A 15,314-nucleotide genomic window follows, 5' to 3' on the forward strand; every position below is an offset into this window, starting at 1 on the left:
ATCCGAAACGTTTTGGAGGAATTTTGAGTGACAACGATTAAAGATATAGCGCGAGTTGCTGGCGTGTCTGTAACGACGGTGTCTCGGGCTTTAAATGGTTATTCAGATGTAAATGAAAAAACACGGCAAAAGATTGCAGCCGTAGCAAGAGAGCTGAACTACAGCCCTAATACGTTAGCTCGAGGACTGGTTATGCAAAAGTCGAAGACTATTGGACTACTAGTTTCAGGAATCAGCAGAGAGAGCGTAAAAGATAATTTTACATTTGAAGTGCTGTGCGGTGTAAATGAGCGAGCATCTACTTTAGGGTATGATTTGATTTTATTCAATACAAACACGATGATGCAACGAGAAAAAACGTATACCCAGCTTTGTCGAGAGCGAAGGGTGGACGGGGCAATTATTCAAGGTATTAAGAAAGAAGATCCCTATTTAAAAGAAGTAGTAGAAAGTGATATTCCCTGTGTTTTAGTTGATATTCCCGTTCATTCTAATTCAGTGGGCTATGTCACCACTGATAATGCCTTGGGAGCTAAAAAAGCAGTTGAACACTTAGCGAGTCTTGGCCATAAGCATATTGGGATGATTAACGGACATGAAGACGCATTTGTCAGTCAAGAACGTCTCAACGGATACACAGAAGCGCTTAAAGAATGCGGTTTGTCGTTTCGTCCTGAGTGGGTTGTAAGCGGGAATTTTGAAGAAAAAAAAGCAGAGAAAGCTGCTCAGGAGCTTATAAATCGGCATAAAGAGGTTACGGCTATTTTTTGTGCAAGTGATTTAATGGCACTTGGAGCACTAAAAGCATGCAAAGAACTTGGCCTTCATGTACCGAAAGAGATGTCGATTGTCGGATACGATAATATTGTCCTTGCCTCTTACTCTTCTCCAAATCTGACGACAGTAGGACAGGAAGTATATCAGATTGGCTATGAAGCTGCAGATTTACTAATTGAAATGCTAGAAGGAAAAGAAACAAATATGAAGCGATATCTTGATACAAAGCTGATTATTCGAGAATCAACAGCTAAAAACCACAAATAGTGGTTTTTATATAATGTAAAACCGAAACGTTTCGGGTGTTGTGCGCTTTTTCCAAAACGTTTCGGTAAAACTTAGGGGGATGGAAATGGATTACCGTGTTATTAAAGAAAATGACTTATTTTTACTGACTGATCCAGCAGGAAATATTAATGAAAACCATCAGTATGGTTTAGGATTATATATGAAAGATACGCGTTTTTTGAGCAAATTTCGTTTGAAGATTAATGATGCAGATCCTGTGTTATTGTCCTCAAGTGCAGAGGAGAACCTATTAGCTACAATTCTTCTTACTAATCCGCATATGGAAAAAGAAGGAGATCTCGTCCTATGGCGAGAGTCTATAGAAATAGAGAGAAAACGCTTTATATATGGAGGAGTTTTCTATGAAAAAATAAAGTTAAAAAGCTATTTTCCTAAAAAAATTGCTTTTACATTAAGTGTCCAAGCAGATGTCGATTTTAACGATATGTTCATCGTAAGAGGTTTTCAAACTGGAAATGTCGGAAAACGAACGGGGCAAATAAAAGGAGAAAGCAGCCTAACATATACATACAAAGGAGCAGATAATATTAAGCGGGCGACACGGATTCTCTGGGATAAAAAAGCTTCATATGTGGATGAGCAAGGAGAAGTTACATTTTCTTTTGAACTCAATCATCAAGAAGAAGAAGAAATTACATTAATGGTTCAGCCGCAAATGGGCGAAGACACCAACGAAGATGTTTTATCAGCCGGTGAAGCATTTAGTTTACTAAGCCAATCATATAAAGAATGGGAAAAATTTTCTACAAAAGTAACAACTGATCATCCGACAATGCAGCGTCTTATTACAAGAGGACTTAACGACCTGCGCGTCCTGCTAACGGACGTAGGATTCGGTGTTTTTCCAGTAGCAGGGTTGCCTTGGTTTGGCGTGCCGTTTGGAAGGGATAGTCTAATCGCAGCGCTTCAAATGCTGGCTTTTAATCCCGAAGTAGCAAAAGGAACGCTGCGTACGATGGCAGCGTATCAAGGAACGGCAAATGATCCATGGCGTGATGAACAGCCGGGTAAAATTATGCATGAAATACGTTACGGAGAACTCGCCAACACCAATCAAATCCCTTTTACGCCGTACTATGGAACAATTGACGCAACGCCATTGTTTTTAATTTTATTAACGGAATATGTAAAGTGGACGGGAGACTTGGAGTTTGTACAAGAAATGCAAATGACTATTGATGGAGCTTTGACATGGATCAACGAATATGGGGATAGAGACGGCGATTTATTTCTTGAATATCATCAAGAGTCAAGTAAAGGAATTGCTAACCAAGGCTGGAAAGACTCAGGAGATTCCGTTGTCCATCGCAGCGGTGAATATGCAAAAACTCCCATTGCTTTAGTGGAAGTACAAGGCTATGTATATCAAGCAAAAATGGGTATTGCTTCTTTATATGATAAGTTAAACAAAACAAATGAAGCTAATAATTTACGTGAAGAAGCAAAGCAGCTGCGTAAAAAATTTAATGAAGCCTTTTGGATGGATGACGTATCATTCTACGCAATTGCACTCGATGAACATAAACATCAAGTAGGAACAGTTACGTCAAATCCAGGTCATGTACTTTTAGCTGAGATGATGGATGAGGAGAAGCTGAACAAAGTAGCAGAAAGGCTAGTATCAGAATCTATGTTTTCGGGATACGGCATCCGCACAATGGCAGAAGGAGAAGCAGGCTATAATCCAATGAGTTATCATGATGGGAGCATTTGGCCGCACGATAATAGTTTAATTGTTCTTGGTTTGAGTAAAGCGAACAAGCAAACAGAAGCCAATAAAATTATAAAAGGGCTGGTTGATGCAGCTGGGCATTTTGAATACGACCGCCTTCCAGAATTATTCTGCGGCTATTCAAATAAGTCTGGCAAGCCTGTTAAATATCCCGTTGCCTGCTCACCTCAGGCTTGGGCAGCCGGTACGCCTTTAGCTTTCGTACAGGCAATACTGCGACTGTTTCCAGATAGTACAGCAGGTACTGTACAGATAAATCCTTTGCTCATAGACGATATGAATGAACTTTCTGTAGAAAACCTTGTGATTGGCAGTGGAAAACTGTCATTAACGGTTAAAAAAGAAGGAAGCGAAACTATTATTTACGTGAAGGAAAATACGACAAAATACGAGCTTCTATCTCAATGTAAAGTAAGAGCTCATGTAGGTTAATTCGACGGCGGCTTATTAAGCGTCACTTAATAAGCCGCAGGTCAATGAAATGAAAGGAGACAACCGATGAAGAAGTGGATACTTGCTTTATGTCTGCTGCTGGCAGTGACCGGAGCAGTTTTAACTGGATGTTCAAACGTACAAGAAGTTTCTGGGGAAAATGATCGAGTCGAAATTGTGTTGGCCGGCTGGGGAGGCAACCCAACAGAAACGAAGCTGCTTAATCAAACTATTCAAGACTTTGAAAATCTTCATCCTTCCATTCATGTGAAGCATGAAGTAATCACTGATCAATACATGGATATTTTAAAAACACGTTTAATCGGGGGAAACGGTCCAGATGTTTTTTACCTTGATGCACTTGAAGCGCCTGGCCTTATCAATACAGGGGTTTTAGAACCTTTGAATTCTTATGTAAAGTCCGATTTTGATGTTCAAGATTTTGAGAAACCATTATTGAAAGCGTTTCAAAAAGATGGAGAAACGTATGGTTTTCCGAAAGATTACTCCACGTTAGGCTTATTTTACAACAAAAAGCTGTTTAAAGAAGCAGGAGTAGAAGTACCAAAAACATGGGATGAGTTTGAAGCAGTTTCAAAGGTATTCAAAAAGAAAGGGATTCAAGCATTTGGGGTCACGCCGGAATTAGCGCGTGTCTTTTATATGGCGCAGGCAAACGGAGGAGACGTGGTAAAGAACAATAAGGCAAACTTTGCTACGAAAGAAGTGGTGGACGCTCTTCAGCCGCTCATCGACCAGCATTTAAAAGATAAAACGTCTGTACAACCCTCTGATGTAGGTGCAAGTTCAGGTACGGACATGTTTGCACAACAAAAAGTAGCTATGGTAATTGAAGGGAATTGGATGATTCCGTTTTTACAAGAGTCCTTCCCAAAACTTGATTACGGTACAGCGGAAGTTCCGACAATAAACGGTCATAAAAATACAATGGCATTTACGGTCGCGTATGTAATGAATGCTGATTCAAAAAAGAAAAAAGCATCTTGGGAGCTCATTCAGTACTTAACAGGAAAAGAAGGAATGGAAACTTGGACAAGCAAGGGCTACGCATTACCAACAAGAAAATCCGTAGCGGATAAACTTGGTTTTGCTGAAGACCAAAAACGAGGTCCATTAGTAAAAGGAGCTGCTTATGCTACTGTCTGGCAAGACGGCCCGTATTTACCTATTATCATGAATAACTTTAATAACCAGTTTTTAAGCGCCTTTTTAGGACAAAGTGATTTAGAAACAGCTTTGAAAAAAGCACAAAAGCAGGCAAACCAAGAGATTAGTATTTATCAATAAGACTAGGCGGGGGAGTGGAGGAAATGAAAAACAGAAAAATACGAACGTACAAACCTCGTGATGTTGGGCAAGGATATGCTTTTATGTCACCTACACTGTTTGTGCTTTTGTTATTTGTTATTGCACCTATTTTTTACGCCATATTTTTATCCTTACATAAAGTTCAGTTGTTGGGGGGGACTGAGTTCCATTTTCGAGGGCTTGAGAACTACATGAAGGTCCTTGAAGATGACAAAGCTAAAATTGCTCTTTGGAATACGGTGAAGTATGTAGTAATTGTTGTACCGGTACAAACCGCATTGGCACTTATACTGGCTGCCACATTAAATGCAGGGCTAAAAGCAGAAAAAGTTTTTCGTATTATTTATTTTTTACCTACGCTTACATCATCGGCTGTATTAACGCTTATTTTTATGTGGATGTACAATCAGAATGGGATTGTGAACGAGTTTCTAAAGTTTGTTGGTCTTCCAACTTACAATTGGCTTGGAGATCCGCAAGTTGCTTTAATTGCCATTATGATTATGAACATCTGGGCAACAGCGCCATTTTTTATGGTTATTTATTTGGCAGCTTTGCAGGACGTACCCGATTCGCTGTATGAAGCAGCTCAGTTAGATGGTGCTAATGTGTTTCAACGATTTTGGCATATTACAGTTCCAAATCTGAGGCCGGTTACATCGTTCGTAGTGATCATGGGACTAATTGGTACGTTTCAGTTATTTGATCAATCATTTATTTTCTCAGGAGGCTCAGGAGGTCCTAATAACTCCACTCTGACTGTTGTTCTTCTTATTTATCAATATGCATTTAAAAATTTAGGTACCATGGGGTATGCTGCAGCACTAGCCTTTATGCTGGCGCTCGTGATTTTGGTGGCAACGGTTATTCAGCGAAAGTTTTCAAAAGAAGAAAGTATGTACTAAGGGGGGAAGAAAAAAGTGAAGAAGAAAACGGGAGTCCTCATTTTATATACGATTTTAAGCATATATGCGCTGATTACGCTGATCCCATTTATTTGGGCGCTGTCAGCTTCTTTCAAAACGCTTGAAGAAATTGTGTCAGGTACGGTGAACTTTATTCCGAAACACTTTACGCTAGACAACTATAAACAAATTTTTGTGGAACAAAAGTTGTTCCCTCGCTGGATGTTTAATAGCTTATTTATTGCTGTTGTAGGAACAGCTCTGAATTTGCTATTTAACTCAATGGCTGGTTATGCCCTTGCACGCCTCAGTTTCCCGGGAAAGAAAAGTTTGTTTATTATTATTTTAGCTGTTCTTATGATTCCTGGACAAGTAACCATGATCCCTAATTTTTTAATTTTGAAAGAGTTAGGCTGGTTAAATACCTATCAGGGAATGATTGTACCCGGAATGGTGAATGCGACATTTATATTTATGATGCGTCAATTTTTTATTAATTTCCCAAAAGAGCTTGAAGAAGCAGCGGAGTTGGATGGGTTATCAAAGTTTGGAACATTCTTTAAAATAGTCCTTCCACTTGCAAAACCTGCCCTAGCAGCACAAACGATTTTTGTATTTATGGGATTTTGGAATGATTTTATGAAGCCTTTAATTGTGATGTCTGATGAAAATATGTTTACATTAACTTTAGGTCTCAACACATTCAAAGGTCAGTATATCAGTTATTGGAACTATATTATGGCAGCTTCCATGGTTTTTACACTTCCCATTTTACTCATTTATGCGTTTTTTAATAAATATTTTATTAAAGGAATCTCGTTTACTGGAGGAAAATAAAAAAGAGGCTGGGATAAAAATATTTTAGTTAGAATTATAAACGAACGATTAATTTAATTAATCGTTCGTTTTTGGTTATTATGATGAACGTGAATTTCATATGTTTTTAATGAAGTTCACTCACATACTGATCAATCATCGTCTGTAAATCCTCTAGCCTTGTCTTACTTTTGTTGACAGACATCTGCTGTAACGAATGAAGAGCACTATCAACAACAAATTTGCGGGGATTTGATTGTTTAAACAGCTCTTCTTCAATAAAACTAATAAGCTCTGTGCATTTTTGACGTTCAAATTCATCCGTAAATTGTTTGTGAACTTGTTTTTTTAAATCGATAAGTGCTGCAGAAATGTCCTGTTCTATTTGATTTTTAGTATTCGGGCAAGATGGAAGCCATTCTTTAATCGTTTGCGGATTGAGCAAAATGTCTCCTGAATTTGCTACTTCGTCTACAAGAGGAAGCAGGCGCTTGACACTGTAGCTTATAATTTCATGCGGATCGGTACTTGTGCCGTTAACCATAAAATTATAGTGAAAGTTGCGATGAAGCATGCCAAGAAACATAATTGCGCAATCTAGCAGGTACGGTTTTTTTTCTTCTCCAAATAAATCAATGAACCGTTTGTAGAACCAGTTTACTTCAATAAACTGGGTTTTTTTTATGTATGCTTTTAAATCAGGGTCATTGGAAACAAATACTTCTTCAAGTAATGTAAAAAATTTATGTTTGTGATGGTTTTTCATCTGTGCATCAATTTGTTTAACAAATATATCTACATCGTTCAGACTTTTACCAACCAGCAGCTGATTCCGCTCTTGTTCAATGGTCGTATGAAGCCATGTGAAAACAGCGATTAATAATTCATTTTTTGAAGAAAAATAGTTGTAGAATGTTCCTTTTGAAATGCCGCTATAATCAATGATGTCTTGAATAGAAGTAGCTTGAAATCCTTTTTCAACGAAGAGATGGTGTGCATTTTTTACAACTTGCTGTTTTCGGTTATTCATTATTATCACCTAAATATAAAATTAGACTCATGGTCCAACTTTATGATACATGATTTAAAGCGTTTACACAAATGTTCTTTTTGAAGCGAATTATGATATTGCGTATATGTATTGATATAAAAGGACTGTACCGTTAAAAAAAGCTCAGTAAATAAAGAAAATTAACGCAGGATTTTTCACTTGCATAAATTGAACTCACAGTATAATATACTCTATGTAGAACATATGTCTAAAAAAATGAACTTAAAGTATAAGGGGGTACAATAATGAGTCAATCGATAAATCAAATGGAAAAGCCGCCTTATGGCATAATTGCTATTTTGTTAATAGGCGCTTTTATCTCATTGTTGAATGAAACGTTATTAAATGTTGCGCTTCCGTCTATTATGAAAGACTTAGATGTGACAACGTCAACCGTCCAGTGGCTTTCTACTGGTTATATGTTAGTGAATGGTATTATGATTCCAACTACCGCTTTTTTAATTCAGCGCTATTCTGTGAGAGGCTTATTTTTAACGGCGATGACTTTATTTACAGCAGGAACAATACTTGCCGGTGCTTCGTCCGTCTTTTCGGTCTTGTTAACCGCTCGTATTATTCAAGCATCAGGCGCAGCCATTATGATGCCGCTTTTAATGAACGTATTGCTCACAAGTTTTCCATTAGAAAAACGCGGAGCTGCGATGGGGATTTTCGGTTTAGTTATGATTTTTGCTCCGGCAATTGGTCCTACCTTATCAGGGTGGCTAATTGAACACTATGAGTGGAGAATGCTGTTCCACCTTGTTACGCCAATTGCAGCAATTGTGTTAATAGGCGCTTTCTTCCTATTAAAAGACAAAAAAGAAAAAGTGGAAATCAATTTGGATTTCCTATCACTTGTGTTATCTACAATTGGATTTGGAGGACTTCTATACGGATTTAGCTCAGCAGGGGATAAAGGCTGGGATTCTGTGGAAGTATACGGCACCATTATCGTAGGAGCTGTGTCTCTGATTTTATTTATTACGCGTCAGTTCAAGCTGAAAACACCTATGCTTGAATTTCGCATTTTTAAATATCCAATGTTTGCTTTATCATCAACGATTTCAATGGTGATCACAATGGCATTATTCTCAGCCATGCTGCTAATGCCAATTTATGTTCAAACGGTACGAGGCATTTCTCCGCTTCATTCAGGATTACTAATGCTTCCAGGTGCGCTATTAATGGGTGTGATGTCACCGATTACCGGAAAATTATTTGATAAATTCGGAGCGCGTGCACTGGCTGTAACGGGTCTGACGATTACAGCCGTTACGACGTATTTCTTCAGTAACTTAGAGCTTGATACGACGTATACAACGCTCATTACGCTTTACACGCTTCGCATGTTCGGAATGTCCATGGTGATGATGCCGGTTATGACAAACGGATTAAATCAGCTGCCGCAGCGCTTTAATCCGCATGGTACTGCCATGAACAATACGCTTCAACAAGTATCAGGAGCTATTGGTTCGGCTCTATTAGTAACGGTGATGTCAAACCGTACAGCTACGCATGCAAAAGAGCTCGCTCAAGATGCAATGAGCGGAGCAGGAGCAGCGAATGCAACCGCAGCCGGAGCAGCTCAAATGAAAGAACAGATTGGGATGCAGGCAATGGTACAAGGGATTAACGATGCGTTTGCTGTCTCAGTAGTACTAGTGGTAGTTGCCTTAATTCTTTCATTGTTTATGAAACGCGCAACGCCGGCAAGTGAAGATGAAGTGATAAAGGAAAAAGCAGGACGCGAGCAATTTGCTAAATGAAAAAAAATCCCCGCTGAGACAGCGGGGATTTTTTTAGCTTGTATATCTAAAGCTTAAGCCCATTTTCTTTAATAATTTCCGGTAGCCGATGGACGTTTGATCAGCCATAATATGCGCTTCCATCTGCAGGTCTAAAGGCAAGTCTTCAGGTTTTTGGTTTTCAACCATTTCACGGTCTTCGTCAAAGACGCGAAGGTTAAAGTCATACACACCTTCAACGGGAGAATCTTTGTCAAAGTTTCGAGCAATTGGTGCGAATAAACGTGTTTCGCGGGCTGAAATAGGAGAGACTGCATTCATAATCCACAGCTCTGCGCCTTCTGGGAAGTATACTTTTAGCGTAGCTGCAAACGGCGGATAAACATCAAAGACGCGAAGCCATTTAAAATCAGGTGGATTTAAATGCTGCTGTTCTTTGGAATAATTGCTCATGGTGCTCGTATATTCTACATGAAGCCCATACTCTGTATCGCTTACTTTATATTTAGGCACAAAGGCGTTGTTTCGATCACCAAATGTGTCCGTGTGAACCCAAGCAAAATGAGCTACGTCTAAAAAGCCTTCCATTTGACGACCGGCCGAACCCATGATATCAAAGCTCGGACAAACAATTTGCTGAAAATCAGGGTCCTCCCACGCATCGAAGTAAGGCAGGTTATCTTGTTCTCCTGTCAGGGAAGTCCACACTAATCCAAATCGTTCAATAACTGGATAGACGGCCATACACAGGCGGGGAGAAATGTTGGCATCAGGGTGAGCTGGAATCGATGTGCATGCGCCGTCCGTTGCATAGCGGAAGCCGTGGTAAGGACAGACAATTTCATCATCTTCCACCCAGCCCATGCTAAGGGGGGTGCCTCGGTGAACGCATAAATCACGAGCCGCTACTACTTTGTGTGTGGTACGGTATAGAACTAGATTTACATCTAGCAGTTTTACGGACGTTGGTTTCTCTGTTACATCACTGCAGCGTGCGACGGGGTACCAATACTTAGCGAGCGTCGTCCAATCTTCCAGGCTGAACGTGCAGTCTCTTGGGTAGGGAGTTGCCGTTTTTGATTTGGTCATGGTTGGTTGTTGTTCCATCTATTTTCTTCCCTTCTTTTGTAAGCTCTTTTACTAAGGGTAATATAAAAAAAGAAAATTCACACAATTTATGTAAGGAGTTCTAACATAAAATATGGAACTTTGTAGAAAGTGCGAATTTCAGAAGACGCAAATTAGAGAATATACTAATAAAAAAATTTAAAAAAGCGCTTCCTAAATGAATTTAAACGTGATATAATTTTCCAAGACGCTGGTGTAGCTCAGTAGGTAGAGCACTTGCATGGTAAGCAAGAGGTCGCAGGTTCGATCCCTGTCGCTAGCATACTAAAAAACCTTCTTTCTTGTTGAAAGAAGGTTTTTTTATCTGTGTTGGCTTTAAAATTCTTCTCCGAATTATTCTTCCCCGCCTTGTGAAAATTTTAACAGTTTGATAGCCTTATTAGGACGCTGTGAGAAAACATGTGTATCTTTTTCACTATGTCTTATGAATCATATTCAGAAATAATCTTAAAAGAATGTTTATTGCCTCTAAGTATTGGGTACACGAAACTGGGGGGGTTAAATTTCAACAGGGAGTGTGAACGGTAATTTGATTACGTTTAAGAATGTGTCAAAGCAATATCCAGACGGTACGACCGCCGTGAAAAATATTAATCTAGAAATTAACGAAGGAGAGTTTTTCGTTTTAATTGGTCCGAGTGGGTGTGGGAAAACAACCACCTTAAAAATGATTAACCGTCTTCATGATATTACCGAAGGAGAACTATACATAAAAGATAAGCTCGTATCGGACCACAACATACATGAGCTACGCTGGAACATTGGTTATGTCTTGCAGCAGATTGCTCTTTTTCCTCATATGACCATCGCTGAAAATATAGCTATTGTACCCGAGATGAAGCATTGGAAGAAAAACAAAATCAAAACGCGCATTGATGAACTGCTTACCTTGGTAGGACTAGACCCAAAGCAGTATCGAAATCGAAAGCCGTCTGAGCTCTCAGGTGGCCAGCAGCAACGTGTAGGTGTAGCACGTGCCCTCGCAGCTGATCCCCCCGTTATTTTAATGGACGAACCCTTTAGTGCCCTCGATCCGTTAAGCCGCGAACAGCTTCAGCAAGATGTTATTAGCTTAAAAGAAAAAATCAAAAAAACATTTGTGTTTGTTACGCACGATATGAGCGAAGCGATGACGCTTGGAGATCGTATCTGCCTAATGAAAGACGGGGAAATTGTTCAAGTTGGAACCCCGGAGGAATTCATTCAAAAGCCTAAGAATGAATTTGTAAAAACGTTTATTGGAAATCAAGGAAATGCTTTATTTGAGACATTGGATATGTTTCTCAAAGAAAGTGAACAGCCAGACGTAGAACCTACTGAAGAGCTAGCTTCAACCGCTACTGTTCAGCAGGCAATGGACGCCCTTTACGACCATGAAGCAATAGCCGTGAAAAAAGGGAGCAAACGCATTGGCGTTGTAACGCGCAAAACTCTATTAGCGTTTCTTTCTGATAAGACGAAAGAAGGAGGAACGCTGTAATGAATGCACTAAGCACATTACTAGATCAACGAGGAGACGCACTGTTTCAAGCTCTTCTTGAACACATTCAAATTTCAGTACTGGCCCTTGTTATCGCCGTATTAATTTCAGTGCCGCTCGGACTGTACTTAACGAGACATGACCGCATTGCTGAACCGATCATTGGCGTAACAGCCGTACTGCAAACCATTCCTTCACTCGCTTTATTAGGATTACTGATTCCTCTTGTCGGAATTGGAACCTTTCCCGCGGTTATTGCACTGTTTTTATATTCGCTTCTTCCTATTGTACGAAATACATATACCGGAATTAAAGAAGTGGACCCATCTTTAATTGAAGCATCCAAAGCCATGGGGATGAACTCGTGGAGACGATTAATTAAAGTAGAACTTCCTCTAGCGCTTCCTGTCATTATGGCCGGGATTCGCACAGCGATGGTACTCATTATTGGTACAGCGACAATCGTGGCTCTTATCGGAGCGGGCGGACTCGGAAGCTTAATTTTGCTTGGTATTGACCGAAGCGATAATAGTTTGATTTTATTAGGAGCCATTCCAGCAGCATTATTAGCGCTTATTTTTGATGGAATTTTGCGAACGATTGAACACTCAGCTAAAAAAGGGTCCAAAAAACGCTCGTTTATTATGATCATCGTATTAATACTCATTCTTGTTTCTCCGTTTGCAGCTATGAGCGCAACAAAACCAGACCTTGTTATCGGAGGTAAAATTGGTGCAGAACAAGATATTTTAATTAATATGTACAAAGAATTAATTGAAGATCAAACCGATATGAAAGTAAATCTTCGATCGTCGCTTGGAAAAACAGTATTTGTATTTGAGGCTCTGCGTAACAAGGAAATTGATTTGTACCCTGAATATACGGGTACAGCCATTGTGACGCATCTAAAGGAACAGCCGGACAGCAAAGATGAAACAGAGGTGTACAAGCAGGCAAAAGAAGGATTTCAAAAGAAATTCGGCATTGTCTATTTAGATCCAATGAAGTTTAACAACACGTACACATTGACCGTAACAAAAGAATTTGCAAAAGAAAATAATCTAACTACCGTTTCAGATTTGGCAAATGCAACAGATAAAGTAAAAGCAGGGTTTACGCTGGAGTTTAAAGATCGTGAAGACGGCTATGTAGGCATTCAAAAAGAATATGGTCTTACCTTCCCGAATATTAAAACGATGGAGCCGAAGCTTCGCTATCGCGCTGTAGAAAAAGGCGATATTAATATGCTGGATGCTTACGCAACAGATCCTGAAATCAAACAGTTTGGTTTGAAAGTCTTAAAAGACGATCAGCAGTTCTTCCCTCCGTATCAAGGAGCGCCTGTGCTTCGTGAAGATACGCTAAAAGAGCATCCTGAACTGAAAAAAATCTTAAATCAACTGGGCGGTAAAATCAGTGATGACGAAATGCGTGAAATGAACTATCAAGTAAATGCAAAAGGAAAAACAGCTGAAGAAGTTGCTCATCAATTCTTAGTGAAAAAAGGATTAATTAAAGAGTAAAAACGAAGAAAAAAGCTAGGACAACAGTATGTTAGTTGAAAAAAGATCCGAATGATGAATCGTTCGGATCTTTTTATTTTAGTTGGTTCTAGCAGTTGATTCATACTCGATTATTTACTCCATTCGTCCGTCTTTAGATTGGCGTGATTTTGTTAGGTCTCAATCTCTTTTTTATGCGAGAGAAGCATTAATGAAAATGAGGCCTTATGAACAAGCTAAAGGTACCGAATTTGTTTTCTGATGGAAGGGAGGCGCTTTTATGAATTCATTTTTTACGTGTCATCCTGCACAACATTCCTTTCAGCTTTTTTCAGTTGAACATCTTGTAACTTTAGCTATTATCGTGATCATAGGAGCATTTATTTTTTTGTGTCGAAAGCAGCTGCGAAAAAAGAGGTTTGTGTTCGTTTTGATTTCACTCGTTCTAATTACTTCAGAAACGGCCTACCAGGCTTGGGAAATCGTATGTCATCAGTGGTCTGCTGAAACTTCCTTGCCTCTTCAGCTCAGTGACATAGTCGTGCTGCTGGCTGCTGTTATGCTGATAACCAAAAGCAGGTTTCTTTTTTATTTTGTGTACTTCGCAGGAATCAGCAGCTCTGTTCAAGCGATGATTACCCCAGACCTTGGCGGCTATGCGTATGCCCAGTTTCGCTATGTGCAGTTTTATGTATCGCATGGCGGTGTGGTACTTGCTTGCTGTATGCTAATTGCTGTCTGCAGATATGAGCCGACGTTTCGTTCTTTGTGGGTAAGCGTAGTATTTGTTAATCTGTACGGAGGTTTTATCTATGTCATGAATCGTTTACTCGGGGCGAATTATTTATACATGATGAAAAAGCCAGAGCACGCTTCCTTGCTGGATGTTCTTGGACCTCATCCTTGGTATTTAGTATGGATTGAAGGAATCATGATTTTTAGCTTTCTTGTCCTTTATCTGCCGTTTTGGGTACATAAAAAAATTGAAAATGATAAAAGCAAAGTCAATTTTATTGAAGCAGAATGATAATACTGGTAGTTTATAAGTGTAAACTAACTCGGATTTTCTGAAGGAAAAGGAAAGAATGACTGAACAAGCCGTGAGAGGCAAGCGTAAAAAATAGAAAAGAAAAAAGTAAGCACAGACATCAGAAGGAGAGTATCAAAATGAAAACACTGGTTATTTTAGCGCATCCAAACTTAGCATCTTCTCGTATTAATAAAGCGTGGGCAGAGCGAGTAAAAAAAGAGAAGGATGTGTACGTTCATGATTTATATGCAAACTATCCCGATTTCAAAATTGATGTAGAAAAAGAGCAGGAGTTAGCTGTTCAATTCGATCGTATTGTTTTTCAATTTCCATTTTACTGGTACAGCTCACCGGCACTCTTAAAAGAGTGGCAAGATGTTGTCTTAACATACGGATGGGCTTATGGAAGCAAAGGTACTAAACTTCAGGGAAAAGAGTTTGTCGTAGCTACTTCGACAGGGGGCCCTGCAGAAGCTTATCAAGAAGGGGGATACAACCGTTACCCAATGAATCATCTGCTTCTTCCTTTTCAAGCTATGGCAAATTTAACAGGTATGAAGTTCCGAACGCCATTTTTATTTCAAGGAGCAGGCGGTGATCTGAGTGACAAAGTTATTCAAGATAGTGCGGAAAGCTACGCTCGATTGCTAAGATAATAAAAAAAGCCGTGTCACAGCGGCTTTTTAATTTGCGTTTGTTCGTGAGAAAGAAGTAAGCAGCTTTTGAGGAGCAATATCTAATCCTTCAATGAGTAGTCCTGTCATAGCCGTTAGACTCCCGACTTCAAAAGATTCCCCGGCTCTCCAAAATGCTGATTCACCTTGTTTGATATAAATTTTCAGTCCGTTATCGCCAGCTACCCAGCCTTCCCCGTGAACGACTAAAAGAAGCTGTGGAATCGTAGCTTCTTGACGAGGGGTATAATCATTTTCTTGAAAAGATAAAAAGCTGATTTTGACATCTCCAGTATGAGAAAGTAACGGGTTTACTTTATAGGTAGAATGAAGAAAGGAACGCTCTTCTTCAGCTTGAAAACCATATAATTTCATCATTTCATCTCCTTGGCTAAAAAATA

At 39.4% G+C, this 15,314-nt stretch carries 13 protein-coding genes and 1 tRNA gene; 11 read left to right on the top strand and 3 right to left on the bottom strand.

The genetic code is table 11. The features are described 5' to 3' along the window. The first annotated feature begins 27 nt into the window (after positions 1–27). The 5 genes from MMB69_RS04885 to MMB69_RS04905 all read left to right on the top strand — a co-directional run bounded on the left by MMB69_RS04885 (position 28) and on the right by MMB69_RS04905 (position 6,321). The gene (locus MMB69_RS04885) at positions 28–1,044 is read left to right on the top strand and encodes a LacI family DNA-binding transcriptional regulator (protein WP_221783612.1); all 1,017 of its coding nucleotides are present in this window, start codon (positions 28–30) and stop codon (positions 1,042–1,044) included. Positions 1,045–1,129: 85 nt separating this feature from the next. Continuing rightward, a complete protein-coding gene (locus MMB69_RS04890; RefSeq protein ID WP_221783614.1) occupies positions 1,130–3,250 on the top strand; it encodes an amylo-alpha-1,6-glucosidase in 2,121 nt (706 codons plus the stop codon). A 66-nt stretch (positions 3,251–3,316) separates the two neighbouring features. Further along, on the top strand, positions 3,317–4,558 hold the full coding sequence (locus tag MMB69_RS04895; protein WP_264408477.1) for an ABC transporter substrate-binding protein: 1,242 nt from the start codon (positions 3,317–3,319) through the stop codon (positions 4,556–4,558). A gap of 23 nt (positions 4,559–4,581) precedes the next feature. Beyond that, the gene (locus MMB69_RS04900; protein WP_060747159.1) at positions 4,582–5,484 is read left to right on the top strand and encodes a carbohydrate ABC transporter permease; all 903 of its coding nucleotides are present in this window, start codon (positions 4,582–4,584) and stop codon (positions 5,482–5,484) included. Positions 5,485–5,499: 15 nt separating this feature from the next. Then, complete coding sequence (locus MMB69_RS04905; RefSeq protein ID WP_014458643.1) at positions 5,500–6,321, top strand: carbohydrate ABC transporter permease; 822 nt, start codon at positions 5,500–5,502, stop codon at positions 6,319–6,321. Positions 6,322–6,427: 106 nt separating this feature from the next. Here the strand turns inward: MMB69_RS04905 and MMB69_RS04910 are convergent, their stop codons facing one another. Then, positions 6,428–7,330 (bottom strand): TetR/AcrR family transcriptional regulator, encoded by a 903-nt coding sequence (locus MMB69_RS04910; RefSeq protein ID WP_277447274.1) that lies wholly within the window; start codon positions 7,328–7,330, stop codon positions 6,428–6,430. 266 nt (positions 7,331–7,596) lie between these two features. On the opposite strand from MMB69_RS04910, the gene MMB69_RS04915 reads away from it, so the two are divergent. After that, positions 7,597–9,120, top strand: coding sequence for a DHA2 family efflux MFS transporter permease subunit (locus MMB69_RS04915; RefSeq protein ID WP_277447275.1), 1,524 nt, complete (start codon positions 7,597–7,599; stop codon positions 9,118–9,120). A 33-nt stretch (positions 9,121–9,153) separates the two neighbouring features. Here the strand turns inward: MMB69_RS04915 and MMB69_RS04920 are convergent, their stop codons facing one another. Continuing rightward, on the bottom strand, positions 9,154–10,206 hold the full coding sequence (locus MMB69_RS04920; protein WP_277447276.1) for an aromatic ring-hydroxylating oxygenase subunit alpha: 1,053 nt from the start codon (positions 10,204–10,206) through the stop codon (positions 9,154–9,156). A 210-nt stretch (positions 10,207–10,416) separates the two neighbouring features. On the opposite strand from MMB69_RS04920, the gene MMB69_RS04925 reads away from it, so the two are divergent. From MMB69_RS04925 to MMB69_RS04945, 5 genes are all read left to right on the top strand, one after another. Beyond that, positions 10,417–10,489 (top strand) — tRNA-Thr (locus MMB69_RS04925). A gap of 267 nt (positions 10,490–10,756) precedes the next feature. Next, complete coding sequence (locus MMB69_RS04930) at positions 10,757–11,707, top strand: ABC transporter ATP-binding protein (RefSeq protein ID WP_277447277.1); 951 nt, start codon at positions 10,757–10,759, stop codon at positions 11,705–11,707. Continuing rightward, positions 11,707–13,230, top strand: coding sequence for an ABC transporter permease/substrate-binding protein (locus MMB69_RS04935; protein ID WP_277447278.1), 1,524 nt, complete (start codon positions 11,707–11,709; stop codon positions 13,228–13,230). Before MMB69_RS04930 ends, MMB69_RS04935 begins: the two co-directional genes overlap by 1 nt. 259 nt (positions 13,231–13,489) lie before the next feature. Beyond that, the gene (locus MMB69_RS04940; RefSeq protein WP_277447279.1) at positions 13,490–14,236 is read left to right on the top strand and encodes a YwaF family protein; all 747 of its coding nucleotides are present in this window, start codon (positions 13,490–13,492) and stop codon (positions 14,234–14,236) included. A 140-nt stretch (positions 14,237–14,376) separates the two neighbouring features. Next, positions 14,377–14,895 (top strand): NAD(P)H-dependent oxidoreductase, encoded by a 519-nt coding sequence (locus MMB69_RS04945; RefSeq protein WP_221812541.1) that lies wholly within the window; start codon positions 14,377–14,379, stop codon positions 14,893–14,895. Positions 14,896–14,922: 27 nt separating this feature from the next. On the opposite strand, the gene MMB69_RS04950 is transcribed toward MMB69_RS04945, so the two are convergent. Beyond that, complete coding sequence (locus MMB69_RS04950) at positions 14,923–15,291, bottom strand: cupin (RefSeq protein WP_228540864.1); 369 nt, start codon at positions 15,289–15,291, stop codon at positions 14,923–14,925. Between the last annotated feature and the right edge of the window lie 23 nt (positions 15,292–15,314).

The organism is Priestia sp. P5, from assembly GCF_029522155.1.
GTDB lineage: Bacteria > Bacillota > Bacilli > Bacillales > Bacillaceae_H > Priestia > Priestia megaterium_E.